The 23,432-nt window shown below is 40.5% G+C and carries 17 protein-coding genes and 5 tRNA genes; all 22 read left to right on the forward strand.

Annotation, left to right across the window (positions count from 1 at the left end):
- Positions 1-531 precede the first annotated feature (531 nt).
- Complete coding sequence (gene hemE, locus RI845_RS02255) at positions 532-1,599, forward strand: uroporphyrinogen decarboxylase (protein WP_348388142.1); 1,068 nt, start codon at positions 532-534, stop codon at positions 1,597-1,599.
- A 141-nt stretch (positions 1,600-1,740) separates the two neighbouring features.
- Positions 1,741-2,763 carry a UDP-N-acetylmuramate dehydrogenase gene (gene murB / locus RI845_RS02260; protein WP_348388143.1) on the forward strand — a complete coding sequence of 341 codons (1,023 nt, stop codon included), beginning with the start codon at positions 1,741-1,743 and terminating at the stop codon, positions 2,761-2,763.
- Positions 2,763-3,737, forward strand: coding sequence for a bifunctional biotin--[acetyl-CoA-carboxylase] ligase/biotin operon repressor BirA (birA, locus tag RI845_RS02265; protein WP_348388144.1), 975 nt, complete (start codon positions 2,763-2,765; stop codon positions 3,735-3,737). Before murB ends, birA begins: the two co-directional genes overlap by 1 nt.
- On the forward strand, positions 3,737-4,453 hold the full coding sequence (locus RI845_RS02270; protein ID WP_348388145.1) for a type III pantothenate kinase: 717 nt from the start codon (positions 3,737-3,739) through the stop codon (positions 4,451-4,453). The genes birA and RI845_RS02270 overlap by 1 nt, the downstream gene beginning before the upstream one ends.
- 163 nt (positions 4,454-4,616) lie before the next feature.
- Positions 4,617-4,692: transfer RNA gene (locus RI845_RS02275), tRNA-Thr, on the forward strand.
- A gap of 32 nt (positions 4,693-4,724) precedes the next feature.
- Positions 4,725-4,809 (forward strand) — tRNA-Tyr (locus RI845_RS02280).
- Positions 4,810-4,840: 31 nt separating this feature from the next.
- Positions 4,841-4,914, forward strand: a tRNA-Gly gene (locus RI845_RS02285).
- 13 nt (positions 4,915-4,927) lie between these two features.
- Positions 4,928-5,003, forward strand: a tRNA-Thr gene (locus RI845_RS02290).
- 97 nt (positions 5,004-5,100) lie between these two features.
- On the forward strand, positions 5,101-6,285 hold the full coding sequence (tuf, locus tag RI845_RS02295) for an elongation factor Tu (protein ID WP_348388146.1): 1,185 nt from the start codon (positions 5,101-5,103) through the stop codon (positions 6,283-6,285).
- Positions 6,286-6,699: 414 nt separating this feature from the next.
- A tRNA-Trp gene (locus tag RI845_RS02300) sits at positions 6,700-6,775 on the forward strand.
- Between the two features lie 65 nt (positions 6,776-6,840).
- Positions 6,841-7,221 carry a preprotein translocase subunit SecE gene (gene secE / locus RI845_RS02305; protein ID WP_348388147.1) on the forward strand — a complete coding sequence of 127 codons (381 nt, stop codon included), beginning with the start codon at positions 6,841-6,843 and terminating at the stop codon, positions 7,219-7,221.
- A gap of 3 nt (positions 7,222-7,224) precedes the next feature.
- The gene (nusG, locus tag RI845_RS02310; protein ID WP_348388148.1) at positions 7,225-7,773 is read left to right on the forward strand and encodes a transcription termination/antitermination protein NusG; all 549 of its coding nucleotides are present in this window, start codon (positions 7,225-7,227) and stop codon (positions 7,771-7,773) included.
- A gap of 326 nt (positions 7,774-8,099) precedes the next feature.
- Positions 8,100-8,951: a sulfite exporter TauE/SafE family protein gene (locus RI845_RS02315; RefSeq protein ID WP_348388149.1), complete on the forward strand. Its 852-nt coding sequence runs from the start codon at positions 8,100-8,102 to the stop codon at positions 8,949-8,951.
- Positions 8,952-9,148: 197 nt separating this feature from the next.
- Positions 9,149-9,577 carry a 50S ribosomal protein L11 gene (gene rplK / locus RI845_RS02320; protein ID WP_033078701.1) on the forward strand — a complete coding sequence of 143 codons (429 nt, stop codon included), beginning with the start codon at positions 9,149-9,151 and terminating at the stop codon, positions 9,575-9,577.
- A 3-nt stretch (positions 9,578-9,580) separates the two neighbouring features.
- Positions 9,581-10,279, forward strand: coding sequence for a 50S ribosomal protein L1 (rplA, locus tag RI845_RS02325; RefSeq protein ID WP_348388150.1), 699 nt, complete (start codon positions 9,581-9,583; stop codon positions 10,277-10,279).
- A gap of 285 nt (positions 10,280-10,564) precedes the next feature.
- The gene (gene rplJ / locus RI845_RS02330; RefSeq protein WP_348388151.1) at positions 10,565-11,059 is read left to right on the forward strand and encodes a 50S ribosomal protein L10; all 495 of its coding nucleotides are present in this window, start codon (positions 10,565-10,567) and stop codon (positions 11,057-11,059) included.
- Positions 11,060-11,132: 73 nt separating this feature from the next.
- A complete protein-coding gene (rplL, locus tag RI845_RS02335) occupies positions 11,133-11,498 on the forward strand; it encodes a 50S ribosomal protein L7/L12 (RefSeq protein WP_348388152.1) in 366 nt (121 codons plus the stop codon).
- A 242-nt stretch (positions 11,499-11,740) separates the two neighbouring features.
- Complete coding sequence (rpoB, locus tag RI845_RS02340; protein WP_348388153.1) at positions 11,741-15,769, forward strand: DNA-directed RNA polymerase subunit beta; 4,029 nt, start codon at positions 11,741-11,743, stop codon at positions 15,767-15,769.
- Between the two features lie 77 nt (positions 15,770-15,846).
- Positions 15,847-20,058 (forward strand): DNA-directed RNA polymerase subunit beta', encoded by a 4,212-nt coding sequence (gene rpoC / locus RI845_RS02345; RefSeq protein ID WP_348388154.1) that lies wholly within the window; start codon positions 15,847-15,849, stop codon positions 20,056-20,058.
- A 225-nt stretch (positions 20,059-20,283) separates the two neighbouring features.
- Positions 20,284-20,658: a 30S ribosomal protein S12 gene (gene rpsL / locus RI845_RS02350; protein ID WP_077343579.1), complete on the forward strand. Its 375-nt coding sequence runs from the start codon at positions 20,284-20,286 to the stop codon at positions 20,656-20,658.
- A gap of 83 nt (positions 20,659-20,741) precedes the next feature.
- On the forward strand, positions 20,742-21,215 hold the full coding sequence (gene rpsG / locus RI845_RS02355) for a 30S ribosomal protein S7 (protein WP_348388155.1): 474 nt from the start codon (positions 20,742-20,744) through the stop codon (positions 21,213-21,215).
- 77 nt (positions 21,216-21,292) lie between these two features.
- Positions 21,293-23,398, forward strand: coding sequence for an elongation factor G (gene fusA, locus RI845_RS02360; protein WP_348388156.1), 2,106 nt, complete (start codon positions 21,293-21,295; stop codon positions 23,396-23,398).
- Positions 23,399-23,432: the final 34 nt, after the last annotated feature.

Genomic DNA, 23,432 nt, shown 5'->3' on the forward strand with positions numbered 1-23,432 from the left:
AAGTTAAGGCCTGAAATGCTCGCTGTATGGTCTAGTTGAACTAGCTTCTTATTAGTTATTCTTTAAAGCGTGTAAAGTTTATAACAAAGCATTTTCGTTTGTGCAACACTTTTTTACAATTTAATCAAAATAAAGCTTTTTACTTTTGCTTAACCTGTATACCCGTTCCACCTCAAGATGCTGGATTTCAGTGGGAGTTAAAAGCAATTTAGGCAAGGCATTAAATTTAGAGAATGTTGTTCCATTGTTAAAATTAATAACGCGACATAAATTGCTTTTAAACCCATCGAAGAAGCCCTTGAGTAATCCCACTACATCGTTGCAGCCCTTTGAAAGGGAATAACCATATCTTCAAAACTGCGTCTTGTATTGGCATTGCTCAAATACTCTGAAACCTGCACCTTGAAGTGGGACGGGTATAAGCACATTCTTTTTGAATTTGCGATAAAGTTTGTCCAAGATCATAGTAACTGTGATGAACTTTGGGTAGAATGGCGGCCATAATTATCTAACAGCATTTCAAGTATTAAAATGACAACATTAAAGAATGACACTTATCTGAGAGCCCTTTTACGCCAACCAGTTGATTACACTCCCGTTTGGATGATGCGTCAAGCAGGTAGGTATTTACCAGAGTATAAAGAAGTTCGTAAAGATGCCGGTGATTTTATGGCCCTTTGCCGTAACACAGAACTTGCAACTGAAGTGACTATTCAACCTTTACGTCGTTTTCCTCTAGATGCTGCCATTTTATTTAGTGACATATTAACTATTCCTGATGCTATGGGTTTAGGACTATATTTTGAAACAGGCGAAGGCCCTAAGTTTGAACGCCCAATTACATGCGCGGCAGACGTTAAAAAGATTGGTCACCCAGATCCTGAAGGCGAATTACAATACGTAATGAATGCAGTACGTTCTATTCGTAAAGAATTGAAAGGCGAAGTTCCTTTAATCGGTTTCTCAGGTAGCCCTTGGACACTTGCCACCTATATGGTTGAAGGCGGAAGTTCAAAAGCGTTTACTAAAATTAAAAAAATGATGTTTGCAGAGCCTCAAACATTACATTTATTACTTGATAAACTTGCCGATTCAGTTATCACCTACTTAAATGCACAAATTGCAGCTGGTGCTCAGTCTGTAATGGTATTTGATACTTGGGGTGGTGTACTAAGCCCGGCAATGTATAAAGAGTTCTCATTACAATACATGGCTAAAATTGTTGACGGTTTAACCCGTGAAAATGATGGTCGTAAAGTACCTGTAACGCTATTCACTAAAAATGGTGGCATGTGGCTAGAGTCTATTGCAGCTACTGGCTGTGATGCTGTAGGTCTAGATTGGACTATTAACATTGAAGACGCCAAAGCTCGAGTAGGCGATAAAGTTGCACTACAAGGTAATATGGACCCTTCAATGCTATACGCACCTAAAGAGCGAATTGAGCAAGAAGTACAAACCATATTGAATGGCTTTGGTGATACAGGCACTGGCCATGTATTTAACCTAGGTCATGGTATACACCCAGATGTAAATCCTGAACATGCTGGTTATTTTATTGACGCGGTCCACAAATTTAGTAAACCGTACCATAAGTAGATAAACAACTACTTTGAAAGAGGCTTCGGCCTCTTTTTTGTTTATAGAGAACCTTAAAAGGTGAATTGCTTTTCGTTTCTAGTTTCTAGTTTCTGGTTTCTAGTTTAATATCTAATTAATTGAACATTAGACGCTAATTCCATGCACCACAAAAATTATCCACTTAAAGATTTGAACAGTTTTGCCTTAGATGTGTCAGCCAAAGAGCTCATTTTTGCTGAAACCATAGAGCAGGTTAAAATTTTTGCGCAAAACTTACCTGAACAATTCTATATTTTAGGTGGCGGCAGCAACTCATTATTCATCGAAAATTATCTGGGCACAATTTTCTGTCCAGACCTGCGTGGTATTGATGTTAGAGATGATGAAAATAATTTTTATCTGCATGTTGCCAGTGGCGAAAATTGGCATGAGTTAGTAAAGTACTGTTTAACTTCAAACATGCCCGGTCTTGAAAATTTAGCATTAATCCCCGGCAACTGTGGTGCTGCACCGATTCAAAATATTGGTGCATACGGAGTAGAGTTTGCCAATGTATGTGATTATGTTGATTGGTTTGATTTTCAAAGTTTGAAAACTATCAGAATGTCGGCTGAACATTGTCAGTTTTCCTATCGCGACAGTATTTTTAAGGGCGCACTGAAAAATAAAGGCGTTGTTGTTGCTGTTGGAATAAAGCTAAGTAAAACTTGGGTCCCTACGTTGAAGTATCAAGGCTTGAACGAGCTAGGAGAAAACCCTACTCCGAAACAAGTTTTTGATACGGTTATCGCCATCCGGGAAAGTAAACTGCCTGATCCAAAACGTATCCCTAATGCAGGTAGTTTTTTCAAAAACCCAATTGTTAACCATCAAACTTTTGCTGCTATTAAGGCTCAATATCCAAATTTTCCGGCCTACCCTGCAAATGGCACTGATATGAAACTTGCAGCGGGCTGGTTAATACAAGAAAGCCAATTAAAAGGAGTTGCCATTGGCGGCGCTGCTGTACATACATTACAAGCGTTAGTGTTAATTAATAACAATAACGCCACGGGTAAGAACGTGATCGAGCTTGCTCGACATGTACAAAAAACAGTAAAACAAATATTTAATGTAGACCTTGAACCTGAAGTCAGGTTAATTTCAGCACAAGGTGAACAACTCATAGAAGATATTAATTAATGGCAAAAGTAGTGCGAGAAGAATTAATTCGTCAATTAGCGGATGGCCAATTTATTTCAGGTCAGCATTTAGCAGAGCAGTTAAATGTAAGTAGAACCGCAATTTCAAAACACGTAAAAGTGTTAACAGAAATGGGCCTTGATATATTTTCAGTACAAGGTAAAGGTTATAAGTTAGCCCAAAGTATTACTCTATTAGACTCGCAAAAAATTACCAATGAGCTAACAAATCTTAATCGCAAGAATCTAATCGAAGTTCATAGCATTATTGATTCTACTAACTCATATTTAATGCGACGGTTACCAAACAATGTTACACACGGCCAAACTTGTGTTTCAGAGTTTCAATCAGCAGGTAGAGGTCGCAGAGGTAAAGAATGGATATCACCGTTTGGCTCGCATTTATATTTATCTATGTATTGGTATCTAGAACAAGGGATGTCTGCTGCTATGGGGATTTCGTTAGTCGTGGGGATTGCCGTTAGCGATGTATTGCAGCAAGAATATGAGCTTGAAGTGCAATTAAAATGGCCTAATGACATTTACGTAAATGGTAAAAAACTTGCAGGAATTCTTGTCGAGCTAGAAGGGCAAAGCATTGGCCCTGGCAATTGTGTTATTGGCTTAGGGTTAAATATTAATATGCCAAAACAAAGTGCTGATCAGATTGACCAACCTTGGACTGATTTGTCGACTGAGTTAAATCATGATGTTGATAGAAATATGCTTTCTGCTCAGTTGATTGCAAAAATAAGTGAACGATTAGAGCAACATCACCAGTTTGGTTTGGCACCAATGCTGGATGACTGGCAGCGACAAGATTTTTTCTATAATAAACAAGTTAAATTATTAACTGGCAATAAAGAAACACGGGGCATTTGCAAAGGTATAAACAGCAGCGGTGCGTTATTATTAGAAGTAAATGGCAAACAGCAACCAATTTATGGCGGCGAAGTAAGTCTACGGGGTGTTTAATGGAACTGTTAATTGATGTAGGTAATACTCGAGTCAAATATGCGCTGCTTGAAAATAAGCATTTATCTAAAATTAATCATTGCTCAACGTTTGATTTTTTAAAATTATTAAGCAGCTTTGACCATATATCTTCGATACTCATTTCCTCTGTTTCTAATCAGCTGTTTTCAAAAGAAATACATACTTGGGCTGACTTACAAGATATCCAAATTAAAGACTTAAAAACTGAAGCTGAATCTTTTGGCATTAAAAACAGCTACGAAAATTATGCAACTATGGGGGCTGACCGCTGGTTAGCCGTTATTGGTGCACAATTTCTATACCCAAATGAAAACCTTTTAATTGTAGATGCTGGTACCGCGATCACTTTTGACCTAGTCGACAAGGAAAAACAACACCAGGGTGGCTGGATCATTCCTGGCGTGGATATGATGATGCAAGCGCTGTTTAAAAATACCGATAAAGTATTTGCTGAGCAAAGCACGATTGATGTGTTGGCGTTTGGAAAAAGCACCAGTGACAACGTTAACTTAGGTTGTTGGTCTACTGCGACTGCTGCGGTGCATGGTGCTGTGGCCATGACAAAAGATACTGACTACTCTATCGAAAGGGTTGTTTTTACCGGCGGTAATGGCGCTGAGTTAAATCGACTTGGACAGTTTAATGCAACTTATGTAGAAAATTTAGTCTTTGTTGGTATGCAACGATTTCTATAAAAACTTAACTGGTTAAACCTTGTGGGTATTTCGTTAAAATATTAATATTTTTATTACAAATTCGACTGAAAAAACAGCAACTAGAAAAAAAAGCGCACTTTTTTTAATTTAGCTATTGCATGGTGCAAAACATTCATCTAGAATTCGCTCCACTTAATGCAGTGCCGTCTTAGCTCAGTTGGTAGAGCAACTGACTTGTAATCAGTAGGTCGCCAGTTCGACTCCGGCAGACGGCACCATTAATACACTTTCCAAAGTGTTAAAAAATATTGGAGGGGTTCCCGAGTGGCCAAAGGGATCAGATTGTAAATCTGACGGCTCAGCCTTCGGTGGTTCGAATCCACCTCCCTCCACCATTTTTTATTGTAAAGATAGTCTAATAGATATGCGGACGTCGTATAGTGGTAATACCTTAGCCTTCCAAGCTAAAGCTGCGAGTTCGATTCTCGCCGTCCGCTCCATATTTTTATAAGCGCTGATATAGCTCAGTTGGTAGAGCGCACCCTTGGTAAGGGTGAGGTCGGCAGTTCGAATCTGCCTATTAGCACCATTCCCTGGACCCCCTGAAGTTGCTTCTTCAATATCTATCTTTCGTCTTTACCTTAAAAAATAAACACATTTTACAATTATTTTAAAGGTATTTAACAATGGCTAAAGAAAAATTTGAACGTTCGAAACCACATGTAAACGTAGGTACAATCGGACACGTTGACCACGGTAAAACAACATTAACTGCTGCAATCTCAGCTGTACTTACAAAAGTACACGGTGGTGAAGTTAAAGATTTCGCACAAATCGATAACGCTCCAGAAGAGCGCGAGCGTGGTATTACAATCAATACTTCTCACATTGAGTACGATACAGATACACGTCACTACGCACACGTAGACTGTCCAGGTCACGCCGATTACGTTAAAAACATGATCACTGGTGCTGCACAAATGGATGGTGCTATCTTAGTAGTTGCTGCTACAGATGGTCCTATGCCACAAACACGTGAGCACATCTTACTATCTCGCCAAGTTGGTGTTCCATTCATTATTGTTTTCATGAACAAATGTGACATGGTTGATGACGAAGAGTTATTAGAATTAGTAGAAATGGAAGTTCGTGAACTTCTTTCAGAATACGATTTCCCAGGTGATGACTTACCAGTAATCCAAGGTTCTGCATTAGGCGCACTTCAAGGTGAAGCTAAATGGGAAGAGAAAGTAGTTGAACTTGCTGACGCACTTGATTCTTACATTCCAGAGCCAGAGCGTGCAATCGATGGTGACTTCATTCTTCCAATCGAAGATGTTTTCTCAATCCAAGGTCGTGGTACGGTTGTAACAGGTCGTGTTGAACGTGGTATCGTACGTGTAGGTGACGAAGTTGCTATCGTAGGTATCAAAGACACAACAGTAACTACATGTACTGGTGTTGAAATGTTCCGTAAGCTTCTTGACGAAGGTCGTGCTGGCGAAAACTGTGGTGTTTTATTACGTGGTACTAAGCGTGAAGAAGTACAACGTGGCCAAGTATTATGTAAGCCTGGTTCAGTTAACCCACACACTAAATTCGAATCAGAAGTATACGTGTTAAGTAAAGATGAAGGTGGTCGTCATACTCCATTCTTCAAAGGTTACCGTCCACAGTTCTACTTCCGTACAACAGATATCACAGGTGCTGTAGAGCTTCCTGCAGGTGTTGAAATGGTAATGCCTGGCGACAACCTTAAGTTTGTTGTTGAGCTAATCAACCCAATCGCGATGGAAGAAGGTTTACGCTTCGCTATCCGTGAAGGTGGCCGTACAGTTGGTGCTGGTGTTGTATCTAAAATCATCGACTAATATCGATAATTTATAGAACACTAAAGAAAGGTCGCTAACGCGGCCTTTTTTATTGGGTAAAAATTAGAAACGAGAAACGAGAAACGAGAAACGAGAAACGAGAAACGAAAAACGAAAAACGAAAAACGAGAAACGAGAAACGAGACCTTTTACCTGAATTTATTTCAGGATCTCTGTTTTTCAACGGCACTATTTTTTGAGTCAAAACAATGAACAAAAAGGAAAACGCAGCGGTTCGTTTCTCGCCCCTCGCTTCTTTTTTTAGTTTTCCTCTGTTGATCACCAATTTTCACTTGAGTAATAGATTTTACAACGTATAATAGCCCCTCACTTCTGATGTTAATCTTAATTTTCCAAACAAAATCTAAGAACCGCATGACAAGTGTATGTGTACCTTTTTAAGGTATGAAATTTAGGGGTGTAGTTCCAATGGCAGAACGTCGGATTCCAAATCCGAATGTTGGGAGTTCGAATCTCTCCACCCCTGCCATATTATCCAAACCTCGTCGTTAGACGGGGTAGTTTTGTCCTATTGACAGGAACAGGTTAGAAGTTATGAATGCAAGTGCAGAAAACCAAACTAGTGGTTCTCTAGATTCAGTAAAGTGGGTTTTAGTTTTCCTACTTTTAGGTGGTGCCGTTTTTGGTAATTATTATTACGGTGAAATGTCAGTTCTTGTAAGAGCTGGTGCTGTAGTAGCGGCAGTAGTTATTGCTGGCTTTATTGCTATGCAGACTACAAAAGGTCGTAATGCAGTTTCTTTCGCTAAGGAATCTCGTACTGAAGTACGTAAAGTTGTTTGGCCAACTAGACAGGAAGCTATTCAAACAACTGCTATTGTTCTTGTAGCAACCATGATTATGTCTCTTATTTTATGGGGCTTAGATAGCGCATTATTTGCTATTGTAAACTTTATCACTTCGTTACAGGTGTAATTTATGTCTGAAGATAGAAAATTAAGATGGTATGTTGTACAAGCGTTTTCTGGTTATGAAGCTCGTGTACAAAAAACTCTTTTAGAGCACATTGAAATTCAAGGCTTAGAAGACAAGTTTGGTCAAATTCTCGTACCTACTGAAGAAGTTGTTGAAATGCGCGCTGGTCAAAAGCGTAAAAGCGCACGTAAATTCTTCCCAGGTTATGTGTTAATCGAAATGCTTCCTGATGATCTTGAAGCTTGGCATTTAGTTAAAAGCGTACCTCGTGTATTAGGTTTCATCGGTGGTACTACTGATCGCCCTAGACCTATTTCTCAAAAAGAAGCTGATCGCATATTACAACGTCTTGAAGAGTCTGTTGACCAACCAAGACCTAAAACATTGTTTGAGCCAGGCGAAGTTGTTCGTGTTATTGACGGACCATTTGCAGACTTTAACGGTGTTGTTGAAGAACTTGATTACGAGAAGAGCCGTATTAAAGTATCGGTATCTATCTTTGGTCGTTCTACACCAGTTGAACTTGAGTTTGCTCAGGTAGAAAAAGGTTAAAACTTTTTCAAAATGAATAAAAAAAACCAGAGCAATGCTCTGGTTTTTTTGTATATGGATATACTTATCCTCGACAGGCAGGGACAGCCTTTAGAGAGGGTTACGTTCAGGGATGAAATAATGCAAATCACCATGGATGGTTTTAGATTTGTAAAGACTTAGGGATGAGCGAATGCAAATCACGCTAGACAGATTAAGAGATGTTGCGTCAGGGTGAATGAACATAAAAAATAGCGTTTGAGCTTGTTATCCTAATAATTATTATTTATCGTTAAACACTTATGTTATCTAGTCTTATCTCCATAAAATACCGTAGAGCAACAATTTTGGCTACATTAAGCCTTGTTGCATTTTGGGCTGTATTACTATGGAACCAAACTAACCCGTTGCAATTAGTCAGTGATTTTTTGGGTTTTTTCTTTTTAGGGATCGGCGGGGCAATAACCGCAAACTCAACAGGTGCTGGCGGTGGTGTTGTTTTTGTACCTTCGTTTAATGCCTTAGGAATGGCAATTGATGAGGTTATTGCTACAAGTTTTGCTATTCAATGTTTTGGGATGACTGTAGGGAGCATTTCTTGGTTAATATTTTTTAATGGCGACAGTAAACAAAAAATTGAAAGGGTTAATCTTTTATATCAAACATTAGCGTGTAGCGTGCCAATGTCTATTGCGGGTATATGGCTAGTTCAATACTTTCACTTACTCCCCGTCACCTCCATAAATACTATCTTTAGTGTATTCTCATTAATATTTGGTATTGTTGTGCTATATCACTGTGTTTATCTAGGGAAACGTTCAACGCACCGCGGTGTTAAACAATTAACTAAACCAGAGCTGTTACTCATCGCTGTCACCAGTTTTATTGGTGGAATCATCACAGCATGGATTTCAGTAGGTATAGGAGAAATTCTTGCCGTAATTCTCCTATTGCGGGGATTTTCAGTTATGTTTTCAGTTGCCGCCGGAGTGGTTGTTTCTTCTATATCCGTTCTAAGTGGTATTCCATACTTTATTAGCGAACAATTAATCAATTTAGATGTTCTGCTATTTGCTGCGCCGGGGGCAATGGTTGGCGCACTTGTTGCCAGGTTTATCGCTCAAGCTTTAGGGCCACAAAAACTAAAACTGTTTTTAGGCAGTTGGATTTTATTTGTTGGTTTGGCGGGCCTGCTTTAATAAAACCGTTTATTTTCCCTACTTACCCACTTTTTGCCCTTTTTTTAAACAAAATTACAATTCATCCTTGCACATTTGCCTCTGGTTAATATATAATCCGCTGCCGATTTTATTTGGGGACAGATAGAATCGTTTTTTGTTAACGGGGAGCTGTTTTAACTAATAGCGTTCGAACCCATACTAAAGGTATAAAAACCATGGCTAAAAAAGTCCAAGCTCTAATCAAGCTACAGGTTGCTGCCGGTGCAGCTAACCCGTCACCACCAGTTGGTCCTGCACTAGGTCAACACGGTGTAAACATCATGGAATTCTGTAAAGCGTTTAACGCAAAAACAGATTCTTTAGAAAAAGGCGCTCCAGTACCAGTAGTTATTACTGTATACAACGATCGTTCTTTCACTTTTGAAACAAAAACTCCACCTGCTTCTTACTTACTTAAGAAAGCTGCTGGTATCAAAAGTGGTTCAGGCCGTCCTAACACAGAAAAAGTTGGTACAGTAACTACTGCACAACTTGAAGAAATCGTTAAGACTAAAGAACCTGATTTAACTGCTGGCTCACTTGAAGCTGCAGTGCGTACCATTGCGGGTTCTGCTCGTTCAATGGGTTTAGTGGTAGAGGATTAATCAATGGCTAAATTATCAAAACGCGCTCGTCTTATCCGTGAAAAAGTAGACGTATTAAAAGAATATGAAATCAATGAAGCAATCACACTTCTTAAAGAATTAGCAACTGCTAACTTTAGAGAAAGTGTTGATGTAGCTGTTAAGCTAGGCATTGATGCACGTAAATCTGATCAAAACGTTCGTGGCGCTACAGTATTACCAAATGGTACTGGTCGTGACGTACGCGTTGCAGTATTTACACAAGGCGCAAATGTTGAGAAGGCTCAAGAAGCTGGTGCTGACATTATCGGTATGGAAGACTTAGCTGAACAAGTTAAGGCTGGCGAAATGAACTTTGACGTTGTTATCGCTACTCCAGACGCAATGCGTGTTGTAGGTCAACTAGGTCAAGTATTAGGTCCTCGTGGTTTAATGCCTAACCCTAAAGTTGGTACTGTTACTCCAGACGTTGCTACTGCAGTTAAAAATGCTAAAGCTGGTCAGGTTCGTTACCGTAATGACAAGAATGGTATCATCCATTCTACAATCGGTAAGGTTGACTTTGAAAACGCTCAATTGGAAGAAAACTTAGTAGCTTTACTTGCTGCGCTTACTAAAGCTAAGCCTGCTCAAGCGAAAGGTGCGTATCTTGCAAAAATTAGCTTATCAACAACTATGGGTGCTGGTGTTGCCATCGCTCAAAACTCGTTGAAAATCGCTTAATTTAGCGTTTTACATGGGGTAGAAATTAGACTATAATTTCGCCCCTAAAAATTTGGTAGGTGCTGGTGTCTTTTTAGATATTCAGCTCCCGTCCAAGACCGTAGGTGTTGTTAAACCCTTAAGTACTTTATGAGTATGGCGCTGACAACTTAATGTCCTACGTAGATGGTGATTACCCAGATATTTTCCTAAATTTCTGGCTCTCGCCGTAATGGCCTAAGGTGAATGATTACCTTAGGAGTTTTAAATATCGGATTCGTCCGGTGAAACCAGGAGTTAAAGCCAATGGCTATCAATCTTGATGATAAAAAAGCAATTGTTGCTGAAGTTCAAGAAGCTGCTACTGGCGCTCAATCAGCTGTAATCGTGGATTCTCGCGGTGTAACAGTTGAAGCAATTACTACTTTGCGTAAAGAAGCTCGTGAAAACGGTGTATGGATGAAGGTTGTTCGTAACACGTTAGCACGTCGCGCATTGGAAGGAACTGAATTCTCATGTATCTCTGATACATTAGTTGGTCCTTCACTAATTGCATTTTCAAACGAGCACCCAGGTGCTGCAGCACGTTTGTTCACAGATTTCGCTAAATCTAACGAAAACTTTGAACTTAAAGCGGCAGCATTTGAAGGCAACGTTGTAGAAATCTCGCTACTAGCGAAATTACCTACTTACGACGAAGCTATTGCACGTGTAATGAGCGTTATGAAAGAAGCATCTGCAGGCAAACTTGCTCGCACTATTGCTGCAGTTCGCGATCAGAAAGAAGAAGCAGCAGCATAATTACGCTGTTAGCTTATATTTATATAGTTATATAACAGCGTATTAGCTGTTTTAAAGAAATAGGAAAAACATTATGTCTATCTCTCAAGAAGATATTTTAAACGCAATTGCAGACATGTCTGTAATGGATGTTGTTGCTTTAGTTGAAGCAATGGAAGAAAAATTCGGCGTAACTGCTGCTGTTGGTGTTGCTGTTGCAGCTGACGCTGGTGGTGCTGCTGAAGAGCAAACAGAATTTGACGTAGTAATGACTTCTTTCGGTGAGAAGAAAGTTGCTGTAATCAAAGCTGTTCGTGGCGCTACAGGTCTTGGCCTTAAAGAAGCTAAAGAGATGGTTGAAGCCGCTCCTAAAGCTATCAAAGAAGGCGTTGAGAAAGCTGAAGCTGAAGCTCTTAAAGCTGATCTTGAAGCTGCTGGCGCAACTGTTGAGATCAAATAATCTGTATTTATACAGATTAGCTGCCTAAATTAGGCAATGGCTGGTGATTTATATCACCGGCCTTTTTGCGCTAAAAGAGATGGAATTTTAACCATTTCAATATTTTGGTTCTTTTTTGAATCAAAACAGTGCATTATTGATTATTAACCAAAATTTAACGGAGTTATTTTTTGGTTTTTAATTAGTTTTATTCCTGACTTATTTGAGTCAGATTTGGCCATAACCAGCTAGATGAGGAACCCATGGTTTACTCTTATTCTGAGAAGAAGCGTATTCGAAAGGACTTTGGCAAAAGTGTTCAGGTAATGGATTATCCATTCCTGCTGTCTATCCAATTAGAATCTTTCCGCAAGTTTATTGATATCGATGCAACGGGTGCAGTCGGCCTTGAAGCCGCTTTCCGTAGCGTATTTCCAATAAAAAGTTATTCTGGTAATTCAGAATTACAGTATGTTAGTTACCGTTTAGGTGAACCGTTATTTGATGTAAAAGAATGTCAAATTCGCGGTGTAACTTACTCTGCCGCTCTACGTGTTAAATTACGCATGGTAATTTACGATAAAGAAGCCGCAGCCGGTACAGTTAAAGATATTAAAGAACAAGAAGTCTACATGGGCGAAATCCCATTAATGACGGAAAATGGTACCTTTGTTATTAATGGTACTGAACGTGTTATTGTTTCGCAATTACACCGTTCTCCGGGTGTTTTCTTCGATCACGATAAAGGTAAAACCCACTCATCAGGTAAAGTGTTATATAACGCCCGCGTTATTCCTTACCGTGGTTCTTGGTTAGACTTTGAATTCGACCCTAAAGATAACTTATTTGTACGTATAGATAGACGTCGTAAGTTACCTGCATCAATTATTTTACGTGCCTTAGAATATACGACAGAACAAATTCTAGAGATGTTCTTTGAAACGACACGTTTTGATATTAAGAAAAACAAGTTAGTTATGGAACTTGTTCCAGAACGTTTACGTGGTGAAACTGCAACGTTCGATATCAAAATGCCTAACGGCGATGTACTTGTAGAACAAGGTCGTCGTATCACTGCTCGTCATATTCGTGCTTTAGGTAAAGAAGGTGTTACTACCTTAGATGTACCTGCTGACTACATTGTTGGCCGTGTACTTGCTAAAGAACATGTGAACAAGAGCACTGGTGAAGTAATCGCAGAAGCGAACGCTGAATTAACCTTAGAGCTATTAGCTGAATTAACTGAAGCTGGCTTTAAGTCTTTTGACACTCTATACATGAATGAATTCGATTGTGGTTCATACATGTCAGACACCTTGCGTGTTGATAACTCAACTAACCGCTTAGAAGCGTTAGTAGAAATTTATCGTATGATGCGTCCAGGTGAGCCACCAACTAAAGATGCTGCTGAAGCATTATTTGATAACTTATTCTTCGCTGAAGAACGTTATGACTTATCAAATGTTGGTCGCATGAAATTTAACCGCCGTGTTGGTCGCTCAGAAAGCACTGGCTCAGGCATCTTATCGAACGATGACATCATCTCGGTAATGAAAACGTTAATTTCAATTCGTGACGGTAAAGGTGAAGTGGACGATATCGATCACTTAGGTAACCGTCGTATCCGTTCTGTTGGTGAAATGGCAGAAAACCAATTCCGTGTTGGTTTAGTTCGTGTAGAACGTGCTGTTCGTGAACGTTTATCATTAGGTGATCTTGATGCTGTAATGCCACAAGATTTAATTAATGCTAAGCCTATCTCTGCTGCTGTTAAAGAATTCTTTGGTTCTTCACAGTTGTCACAGTTTATGGATCAAAACAACCCGTTATCAGAAGTTACTCATAAACGTCGTATCTCAGCGTTAGGCCCAGGTGGTTTAACACGTGAGCGTGCAGGTTTTGAAGTACGTGACGTACATCCAACCCATTACGGTCGTGTATGTCCAATCGAAACGCCGGAAGGTCCAAACATCGGTTTGATTAACTCATTATCATGTTATGCCCGTACTAACGACTATGGTTTCCTAGAAACTCCATATCGTAAAGTAGTAGACGGTGTTGTTACAGATGATATTGATTACTTATCTGCTATCGAAGAAGGTAACTTTGTAATCGCTCAGGCGAATGCTGAAGTTGATACTGATAAGAAATTAGCAGAAGGCTTGGTTAACTGTCGTCATAAGAATGAATTTACTCTTATGTCTGCAGAGCAAGTTCAATATATGGATGTATCACCACAGCAAATTATCTCTGTGGCGGCGTCATTAATTCCATTCCTAGAGCATGATGATGCTAACCGTGCCTTGATGGGTGCGAACATGCAACGTCAAGCCGTTCCAACATTAAAAGCTGATAAGCCTTTAGTTGGTACCGGTATGGAAAAAACAATTGCTGTAGATTCAGGTGTAACTGCCGTTGCCAAACGTGGCGGTGTTGTTGATTATGTAGATGCGAGTCGTATCGTTGTTCGTGTTAACGAAAACGAAATGCATGCCGGTGAAGCTGGTATCGATATTTACAACTTAACTAAATACACTCGTTCTAACCAGAATACTTGTATTAACCAACGTCCAACTTGTAATGTTGGCGAACCAGTGCAACGTGGTGACGTGTTAGCCGATGGTCCTTCTACCGATTTAGGTGAGTTGGCTCTAGGTCAAAACATGCGTATCGCATTCATGCCTTGGAATGGTTATAACTTCGAGGATTCAATGTTGATTTCTGAACGTGTAACGAAAGAAGATCGTTTCACTACTATTCATATTCAGGAATTATCATGTATCGCTCGTGACACTAAACTAGGCTCAGAAGAAATTACTTCTGATATCCCTAACGTTGGTGAGTCTGCATTATCTAAATTAGATGAATCAGGTGTTGTATACATCGGTGCAGAAGTTAACGGCGGCGACATCTTAGTGGGTAAAGTTACTCCTAAAGGTGAAACTCAGTTAACACCAGAAGAAAAATTATTACGTGCTATCTTCGGTGAGAAAGCAGCTGACGTTAAAGACAGCTCTTTACGTGTACCAAACTCTGTTTCAGGTACTATCATCGATGTTCAAGTATTCACTCGCGACGGTGTTGAAAAAGACGCTCGTGCGATGGAAATTGAAGAAATGCAATTGAAAGAAGTTAAGAAAGATCTTGGCGATGAATTCAGCATTTTAGAAGATGGTATTTATGCCCGTGCTAAGAAACTTCTATTATCATCTGGTTTAAATGAGTCTGACCTTAATGGTATGTCTCGTGACCAATGGTTAAGTCAAAGCCTAAGCGATGAAGGTCAACAAACTGAACTTGAGCAAATTGCCGAGCAGTATGATGCAATCAAAGCTGACTTTGATAAGAAATATGAAGTTAAGCGTCGTAAGATCACTCAAGGTGATGACTTACAACCAGGCGTACTTAAAATCGTTAAAGTTTACCTTGCTGTTAAGCGTCGCTTACAACCAGGTGACAAGATGGCTGGTCGTCATGGTAACAAGGGTGTTATTTCTAACGTTGTTCCTGTGGAAGATATGCCACATGACAAGAATGGTGAGCCGGTAGATATCGTGCTTAACCCTCTAGGTGTACCATCACGTATGAACATCGGTCAGATTTTAGAAACTCACTTAGGTATGGCGTGTCGCGGTATCGGTGAGAAAATTGACCGTATGATCAAAGAGCAGCAAGAATTAGCGAAACTTCGCACATTCTTAAAAGATGTTTATGCAGTTGGCGAATCTCGTCAAGTTGTCGACATCGATAGCTTCTCTGATGATGAAGTTAAGCGCTTAGCTGATAACTTACGTGCAGGTTTACCAATTGCAACACCAGCATTTGATGGTGCAGCAGAGAAAGAAATTAAAGAACTATTCCGTTTGGCAGATATGCCAGAAAGCGGTCAGTTCACTCTATTTGACGGCCGTACTGGTCGTGCATTTGAGCGTCCTGTTACCGTAGGTTATATGTACATGCTGAAACTGAATCACTTAGTTGATGACAAGATGCATGCACGTTCTACTGGTTCTTACTCACTAGTTACGCAACAACCACTTGGTGGTAAAGCGCAATTTGGTGGTCAACGTTTCGGTGAGATGGAAGTATGGGCACTTGAAGCATACGGTGCTGCTTACACTCTACAAGAAATGCTTACGGTTAAATCAGATGACGTTAACGGTCGTACTAAAATGTACAAAAACCTTGTTGACGGTGATCACCGTATGGAACCAGGCATGCCTGAATCGTTCAACGTATTGTTGAAAGAAATCCGTTCGTTAGGTATCAATATCGAACTGGATCAGGAATAACCTGAATAGCTGACTAATCAGTATACGGGGAGGGCATGATGCTCTCCCTAGATGTTAACTCCGACAGGAGATGAAGTGTGAAAGATTTACTTAAGTTTCTTAAGCAACAAAATCAAACTGAAGAATTCGATGGTATTCGAATTGGCCTAGCGTCACCAGACATGATCCGTTCATGGTCATTTGGTGAAGTTAAAAAGCCAGAAACCATCAACTACCGTACGTTCAAACCAGAGCGTGACGGCCTTTTCTGTGCCCGTATTTTCGGACCAGTGAAAGATTACGAATGTTTATGTGGCAAGTACAAGCGCCTTAAGCATCGTGGTGTTATATGTGAAAAATGTGGTGTTGAAGTAACGCTAACTAAAGTTCGTCGTGACCGTATGGGCCACATTGAACTAGCTAGCCCTGTTGCTCACATCTGGTTCTTAAAATCATTGCCATCTCGTATCGGTTTATTACTTGATATGACATTGCGTGATATTGAACGCGTATTATATTTTGAATCTTATGTTGTTACCGAACCTGGTATGACAACATTAGAGCGTAGCCAAATTTTAACCGAAGAAGAGTATCTTGATTCTCTTGAAGAACACGGTGATGAATTTGACGCGAAAATGGGTGCTGAAGCAGTTTTAGCCCTATTAAAAGAAATTGACCTTAACGGCGAAATTGATCAAATGCGTGAAGAACTACCTGAAATTGGTAGTGAAACTAAGCGTAAGAAAATCACTAAACGTCTTAAGTTAATGGAAGCATTCGCTCAATCTGGTAACAAGCCAGAATGGATGATTATGTCGGTTCTTCCGATCCTTCCACCAGATCTACGTCCACTAGTTCCACTAGATGGCGGTCGTTTTGCAACGTCTGATCTGAACGATTTATATCGTCGTGTTATTAACCGTAACAACCGTCTTAAACGTCTACTAGATTTAGTAGCACCAGACATTATCGTACGTAACGAAAAGCGTATGTTACAAGAGTCTGTTGATGCGTTATTAGATAACGGTCGTCGTGGTCGCGCTATTACCGGTTCTAACAAACGTCCTCTTAAATCTCTTGCTGATATGATCAAGGGTAAGCAAGGTCGTTTCCGTCAGAACTTACTTGGTAAACGTGTAGATTACTCTGGTCGTTCTGTAATCACGGTTGGTCCAACACTACGTTTACACCAATGTGGTCTTCCTAAGAAGATGGCATTAGAATTATTTAAGCCTTTCATCTACGGTAAATTAGAAGCTCGTGGTCTTGCGACTACAATTAAAGCGGCTAAGAAACTAGTTGAACGTGAAGGTGGTGAAGTTTGGGATGTACTTGATGAAGTAATCCGTGAACATCCGGTTATGCTTAACCGTGCACCAACGCTTCATAGACTTGGTATCCAAGCGTTCGAACCTGTACTTATCGAAGGTAAAGCAATCCATTTACACCCACTAGTTTGTGCGGCATACAATGCCGATTTCGATGGTGACCAAATGGCGGTACACGTTCCTTTAACAATCGAAGCTCAATTAGAAGCTCGTGCGTTAATGATGTCTACCAATAACGTATTATCACCAGCTAACGGCGACCCAATCATCGTTCCTTCACAGGATGTTGTATTAGGTCTTTACTACTTAACACGTGATTGTGTTAACGGTAAAGGTGAAGGTATGGTTTTCACTTCTGTTAAAGAAGCTGAAAAAGCTTACCGTACTGAAGTTGCAGAATTACACGCTCGCGTGAAAATTCGTATCACTGAAGTTGTAAATGGTGAAGATGTTGTATCTATGATTGATACAACTATTGGTCGTGCGCTTTTATGGATGGTATGTCCTAAAGGTTTACCATACGAGCTTATTAATAAGCCGTTAGGTAAAAAGCAAATTTCTACGCTGATTAACCATGCGTACCGTAACCTTGGTCTTAAAGACACGGTTATGTTTGCCGATCACATCATGTACACCGGTTTCCACTACGCGATGATCGCGGGTGCTTCTGTTGGTATCGACGATATGGTAATTCCAGATGCGAAATACACTATCATCGAAGCTGCTGAAGAAGAAGTTACTGAAATTCAAGAGCAATTTGACTCTGGTCTAGTAACAGCTGGTGAGAAATACAACAAAGTTATCGATATCTGGTCATCTGCGAACGAAAAAGTTTCGAAAGCGATGATGGACAACTTATCAAAAGAATCAATCTTAAACCGCGACGGTGAGATGGAAGAGCAAGACTCATTCAACTCTATCTTCATGATGGCTGACTCTGGTGCTCGTGGTAGTGCCGCTCAGATTCGTCAGTTGGCCGGTATGCGTGGTCTAATGGCTAAGCCAGATGGTTCAATCATCGAAACGCCAATCACAGCGAACTTCCGTGAAGGTTTGAACGTATTACAATACTTCATCTCTACTCACGGTGCGCGTAAAGGTTTGGCCGATACGGCACTTAAAACAGCTAACTCGGGTTACTTAACTCGTCGTCTAGTTGATGTAGCACAAGATTTAGTTGTAACTGAACAAGACTGTGGTATCGAAGAAGGTCTATTAATGACTCCACTTATCGAAGGTGGTGATGTTGTAGAACCTCTACGTGAACGTGTTCTTGGTCGTGTAGTAGCACAAGATGTATTAATTCCAGGTACTGAAGACGTGCTATTCGCTCGTAACAGTCTACTTGATGAAGCAGATTGTGACACGCTAGAAGAACACTCTGTGGATCAAGTTTGGGTACGCTCAATTATTACTTGTGATACTGACTTTGGTATTTGTGCATTATGTTACGGTCGTGACTTGGCACGTGGTCACCTTATCAACGAAGGTGAAGCAATCGGTGTTGTGGCAGCACAATCAATCGGTGAGCCAGGTACACAGTTAACGATGCGTACGTTCCACATTGGTGGTGCTGCATCGCGTGCATCTGCTGAAAACAGCGTACAAGTTAAAAATACTGGTACTCTTAAGCTTCAAAACGCTAAGTTTGTAACTAACTCAGAGAAGAAACTAGTAATCACATCACGTTCATCAGAACTTACTGTTATTGATGAATTAGGTCGTGAAAAAGAACGTTATAAAGTTCCTTACGGTTCAATCTTGAATAAAGCAGACGGCGAAGATATCGCAGCTGGCGAAACTATCGCTAACTGGGACCCGCATACGCATCCAATCATTACTGAGGTTGGTGGTAAGATTCAATTCGTTGACCTTATCGATGCTGTAACCATGACGCGTCAAACTGATGAACTAACAGGTTTATCAAGTATCGTTATCACTGACCCTGCACAGCGCGGTACAGCGGGTAAAGAAATGCGCCCAATGGTTAAGTTAGTAGATAAGAAAGGTAATGATGTAATGATCGCTGGTACTGAAATTCCAGCACAATATTTCTTACCTGGTAACGCAATCGTTAACCTTGAAGATGGTGCGGAAGTTAATATCGGTGATGCGTTAGCACGTATCCCACAAGAGTCATCAAAAACTCGTGATATTACCGGTGGTCTTCCACGTGTTGCTGACTTGTTTGAAGCGCGTAAGCCTAAAGAGCCTGCAATTCTTGCTGAGAAAACAGGTATCATTGGTTTCGGTAAAGAAACTAAAGGTAAGCGTCGTTTACTAATCACTCAACCAAGTGGTGAAGTATACGAAGAGATGATCCCTAAATGGCGTCAACTTAACGTGTTCGAAGGTGAATCTGTTCTTAAAGGTGAAGTTATCGCCGATGGTCCAGAGTCTCCACACGATATCTTACGTTTACGTGGTATTGACCATGTTGCTAACTACATTGTTAACGAAGTACAAGATGTATACCGTTTACAAGGTGTTAAAATCAACGATAAGCACATCGAAGTAATTGTTCGTCAGATGATCCGTAAGTGTGAGATCATGACAGCTGGTGACAGTAACTTCTTACCTGGTGAGCAAGTTGAAGTAGCACGCGTTAAAATTGCTAACCGTGAATTGGAAGCGCAAGGTAAAGAACCAGCTGAGTTCCAAACTCTAATGCTAGGTATTACTAAAGCATCGCTTGCAACAGAATCATTTATTTCTGCTGCATCGTTCCAAGAAACAACTCGTGTACTTACTGAAGCTGCTGTTGCAGGTAAGAAAGATGACTTACGTGGCCTGAAAGAAAACGTAATTGTTGGTCGTCTAATTCCTGCCGGTACTGGTTATGCGTATCATAAGAACCGCATGAACAAAGCTAATGCTGTTGAAGAAGAAACGACAGTTTCTGCTGAAGACGCAGAACAAGCACTAACTGATGCATTAAATGCAGACATGTTAGGCGGTTTTGCTCCAAGCGGTGACGAATAAAGCATAATCATAAGGCAAAAGGTCGCTTAAGATCTTTTGCCGATGATCACTAACTGTACAAAAAAGATCAAGGATCTTCCTTGTATCGCTTGACAGTGAGGTGCTTGACCTATAAAATTCCGCGACCCTATAAGTAGGGTCGCGGATTTTCACGTTTAAGAGCGTGCTGAAATTACAGAAATAAACTGTAACCAAGCACATGTTTAACTAATTTGGAGCCCATTAATGGCAACTATTAACCAATTAGTACGTAAACCACGTGTAAGACAAGTAACTAAAAGTAACGTTCCTGCGTTACAAGCTTGTCCACAACGTCGTGGCGTATGTACTCGTGTGTATACAACTACACCAAAAAAACCTAACTCAGCACTACGTAAAGTAGCTCGTGTTCGTTTAACTAACGGCTTCGAAGTTACTTCTTACATCGGTGGTGAAGGTCACAACTTACAAGAGCATAGCGTAATTTTAATTCGCGGTGGTCGTGTAAAAGATTTACCAGGTGTGCGTTACCACACCGTTCGTGGCGCACTAGATTGTTCTGGTGTAAACGATAGAAGACAAGGCCGTTCTAAGTACGGTGCTAAGCGCCCTAAATCTTAACGGAACTCCGTCAAGTAAGGCCAAACAACCTAATTTAACTTTTGTTTTGGGAAATTCCTGAAATTACAATCGGAGTACATAAAATGCCAAGAAGACGTGTCGTAGGACAAAGAAAAATCTTGCCAGATCCGAAGTTCAAAAATGAACTTTTAGCAAAATTCATCAACATTCTTATGGTTGATGGTAAAAAATCGACAGCAGAAAAAATCGTTTATGGTGCACTAGACATCTTAACTGAGAAAAATTCTGATAAAGAACACTTAGAGTTATTCGAGATCGCTTTAGAAAACATCCGCCCTTCAGTGGAAGTTAAATCTCGTCGCGTAGGTGGTTCAACTTATCAAGTTCCAGTTGAAGTACGTCCAGTACGTCGTAACGCTCTAGCCATGCGCTGGTTAGTTGACGCTGCTCGTAAACGTGGTGAAAAATCAATGGCTCAACGCCTAGCTAACGAAATGTTAGATGCTTCTGATAACAAAGGTTCAGCTGTGAAGAAACGTGAAGACGTTCACAGAATGGCTGAAGCTAACAAAGCATTCGCTCATTACCGTTGGTAAAATAATATGGCTGGCCAAGCAATTGGCCAGCCTTTTTCTGTTATCTAAGCTCAAGCTTAGAACAAGGATTAAGTAAAGTGGCTCGTACGACTCCTATTGAGCTATACCGTAACATCGGTATCTGTGCTCACGTAGATGCTGGTAAAACGACAACAACAGAACGTGTACTATTTTATACTGGTCTATCTCATAGAATTGGTGAAGTACATGACGGCGCTGCAACCATGGACTGGATGGAACAAGAGCAGGAACGTGGTATCACTATCACATCCGCTGCTACTACCTGTTTCTGGAAAGGCATGGAAGGTCAATTCAAAGACCACCGTATCAATATTATAGACACTCCCGGCCATGTAGACTTTACTATTGAAGTAGAACGCTCTTTGCGTGTACTTGATGGTGCCGTACTAGTACTTTGTGCTTCATCTGGTGTTCAGCCACAAACTGAAACCGTATGGCGTCAAATGGAAAAGTACGAAGTACCTCGCTTAGTATTTGTCAATAAAATGGACCGTACCGGTGCAAATTTCCTAAACGTTGTTGAACAAATGAAGGATCGCCTTGGCGCGAATCCTGTACCAATGCAATTAGCAATTGGTAGCGAAGAAGAATTTACTGGTGTTGTTGATCTTATCAAGATGAAAGCAATTAACTGGAATGACGCCGATCACGGCATGACCTTTACGTACGAAGATATCCCAAGTGATATGCAAGATTTAGCAGAAGAGTGGCGTGAACACTTGGTTGAATCTGCAGCAGAAGCTTCTGAAGAGCTGATGGATAAATACCTGGAAGAAGGTGAATTATCTGAAAGTGAGATCAAAGAAGGACTTAGAACTCGCAGCTTAAGTAATGAAATTATTCTGGTAACTTGTGGCTCAGCTTTCAAGAATAAAGGTGTGCAAGCGGTATTAGATGCCGTTGTTGAATATTTACCATCACCTACTGAAGTAAAGGCGATAACCGGCATCAACAACGATAAACACGAAACCGAAGGTTCTCGTGAAGCTGACGACAGTGCGCCATTCGCTGCTCTGGCGTTTAAAATTGCAACTGACCCATTCGTAGGGACGCTAACTTTTATCCGTGTATATTCGGGTGTGGTTAACTCTGGCGATGCGGTATACAACGCAGTTAAAGCTAAAAAAGAACGAATTGGCCGTATTGTACAAATGCATGCCAATGATCGTGCTGAAATCAAAGAAGTTCGTGCTGGAGACATCGCGGCCTTAATTGGTATGAAAGACGTAACAACAGGTGATACCTTATGTGACCCACAAAAAGTGATCACATTAGAGCGCATGGAATTTCCAGAACCGGTAATTTCAATCGCAGTAGAACCAAGAACTAAAGCTGACCAAGAAAAAATGGGTGTAGCTTTAGGTAAACTTGCAGCAGAAGATCCATCATTTCGTGTAGAGACTGATGATGAAACTGGTCAAACGATTATCTCTGGTATGGGTGAATTACACTTAGATATCATTGTTGATCGAATGAAGCGCGAGTTTAAAGTTGACTGTAACGTTGGTAAACCACAAGTATCTTACCGTGAAACTATTCGCAAAAGCGTTGAAGTTGAAGGTAAGTTCGTACGTCAATCTGGTGGACGTGGCCAATTTGGACATGTTTGGCTTAAATTAGAACCGCTCGCCGAAGGTGAAGGTTTCCAATTTGAGAGTGAGATTGTTGGTGGTGCTGTACCAAAAGAATATTGGGGGGCTGTTGAAAAAGGTTGTGAAGAACAAATGCAAAACGGCGTTTTAGCTGGTTTTCCATTGTTAGATATCAAAGCAACTTTATTTGACGGTTCATTCCATGATGTCGACTCAAATGAAATGGCTTTTAAAGTAGCTGCTTCAATGGGCTTTAGGCAAGGTGTGCTAGATGCAAACCCTGCATTACTTGAGCCTATGATGAAAGTTGAAGTAACTACCCCAGAAGAAAACATGGGTGATGTTGTTGGTGATTTAAACAGACGTCGCGGCATGATTGAGGGTATGGATGAAGGTCCGGCAGGTTCAAAGATAGTTACAGCACTCGTGCCACTATCTGAAATGTTTGGGTACGCTACTGATTTACGTAGTGCAACTCAAGGCCGCGCATCTTACTCAATGGAGTTCAAGCAATACAATGAAGCTCCAAAAAATGTAACAGAATCAATTTGTCAGCCGAGCGGATTTTAATTCTAATTGGCAATCTAATTAAGAGAATTAATCT

The sequence above is a fragment of the Thalassotalea nanhaiensis genome (assembly GCF_031583575.1).
In the GTDB taxonomy this organism is placed as follows: Bacteria; Pseudomonadota; Gammaproteobacteria; order Enterobacterales; family Alteromonadaceae; genus Thalassotalea_A; species Thalassotalea_A nanhaiensis.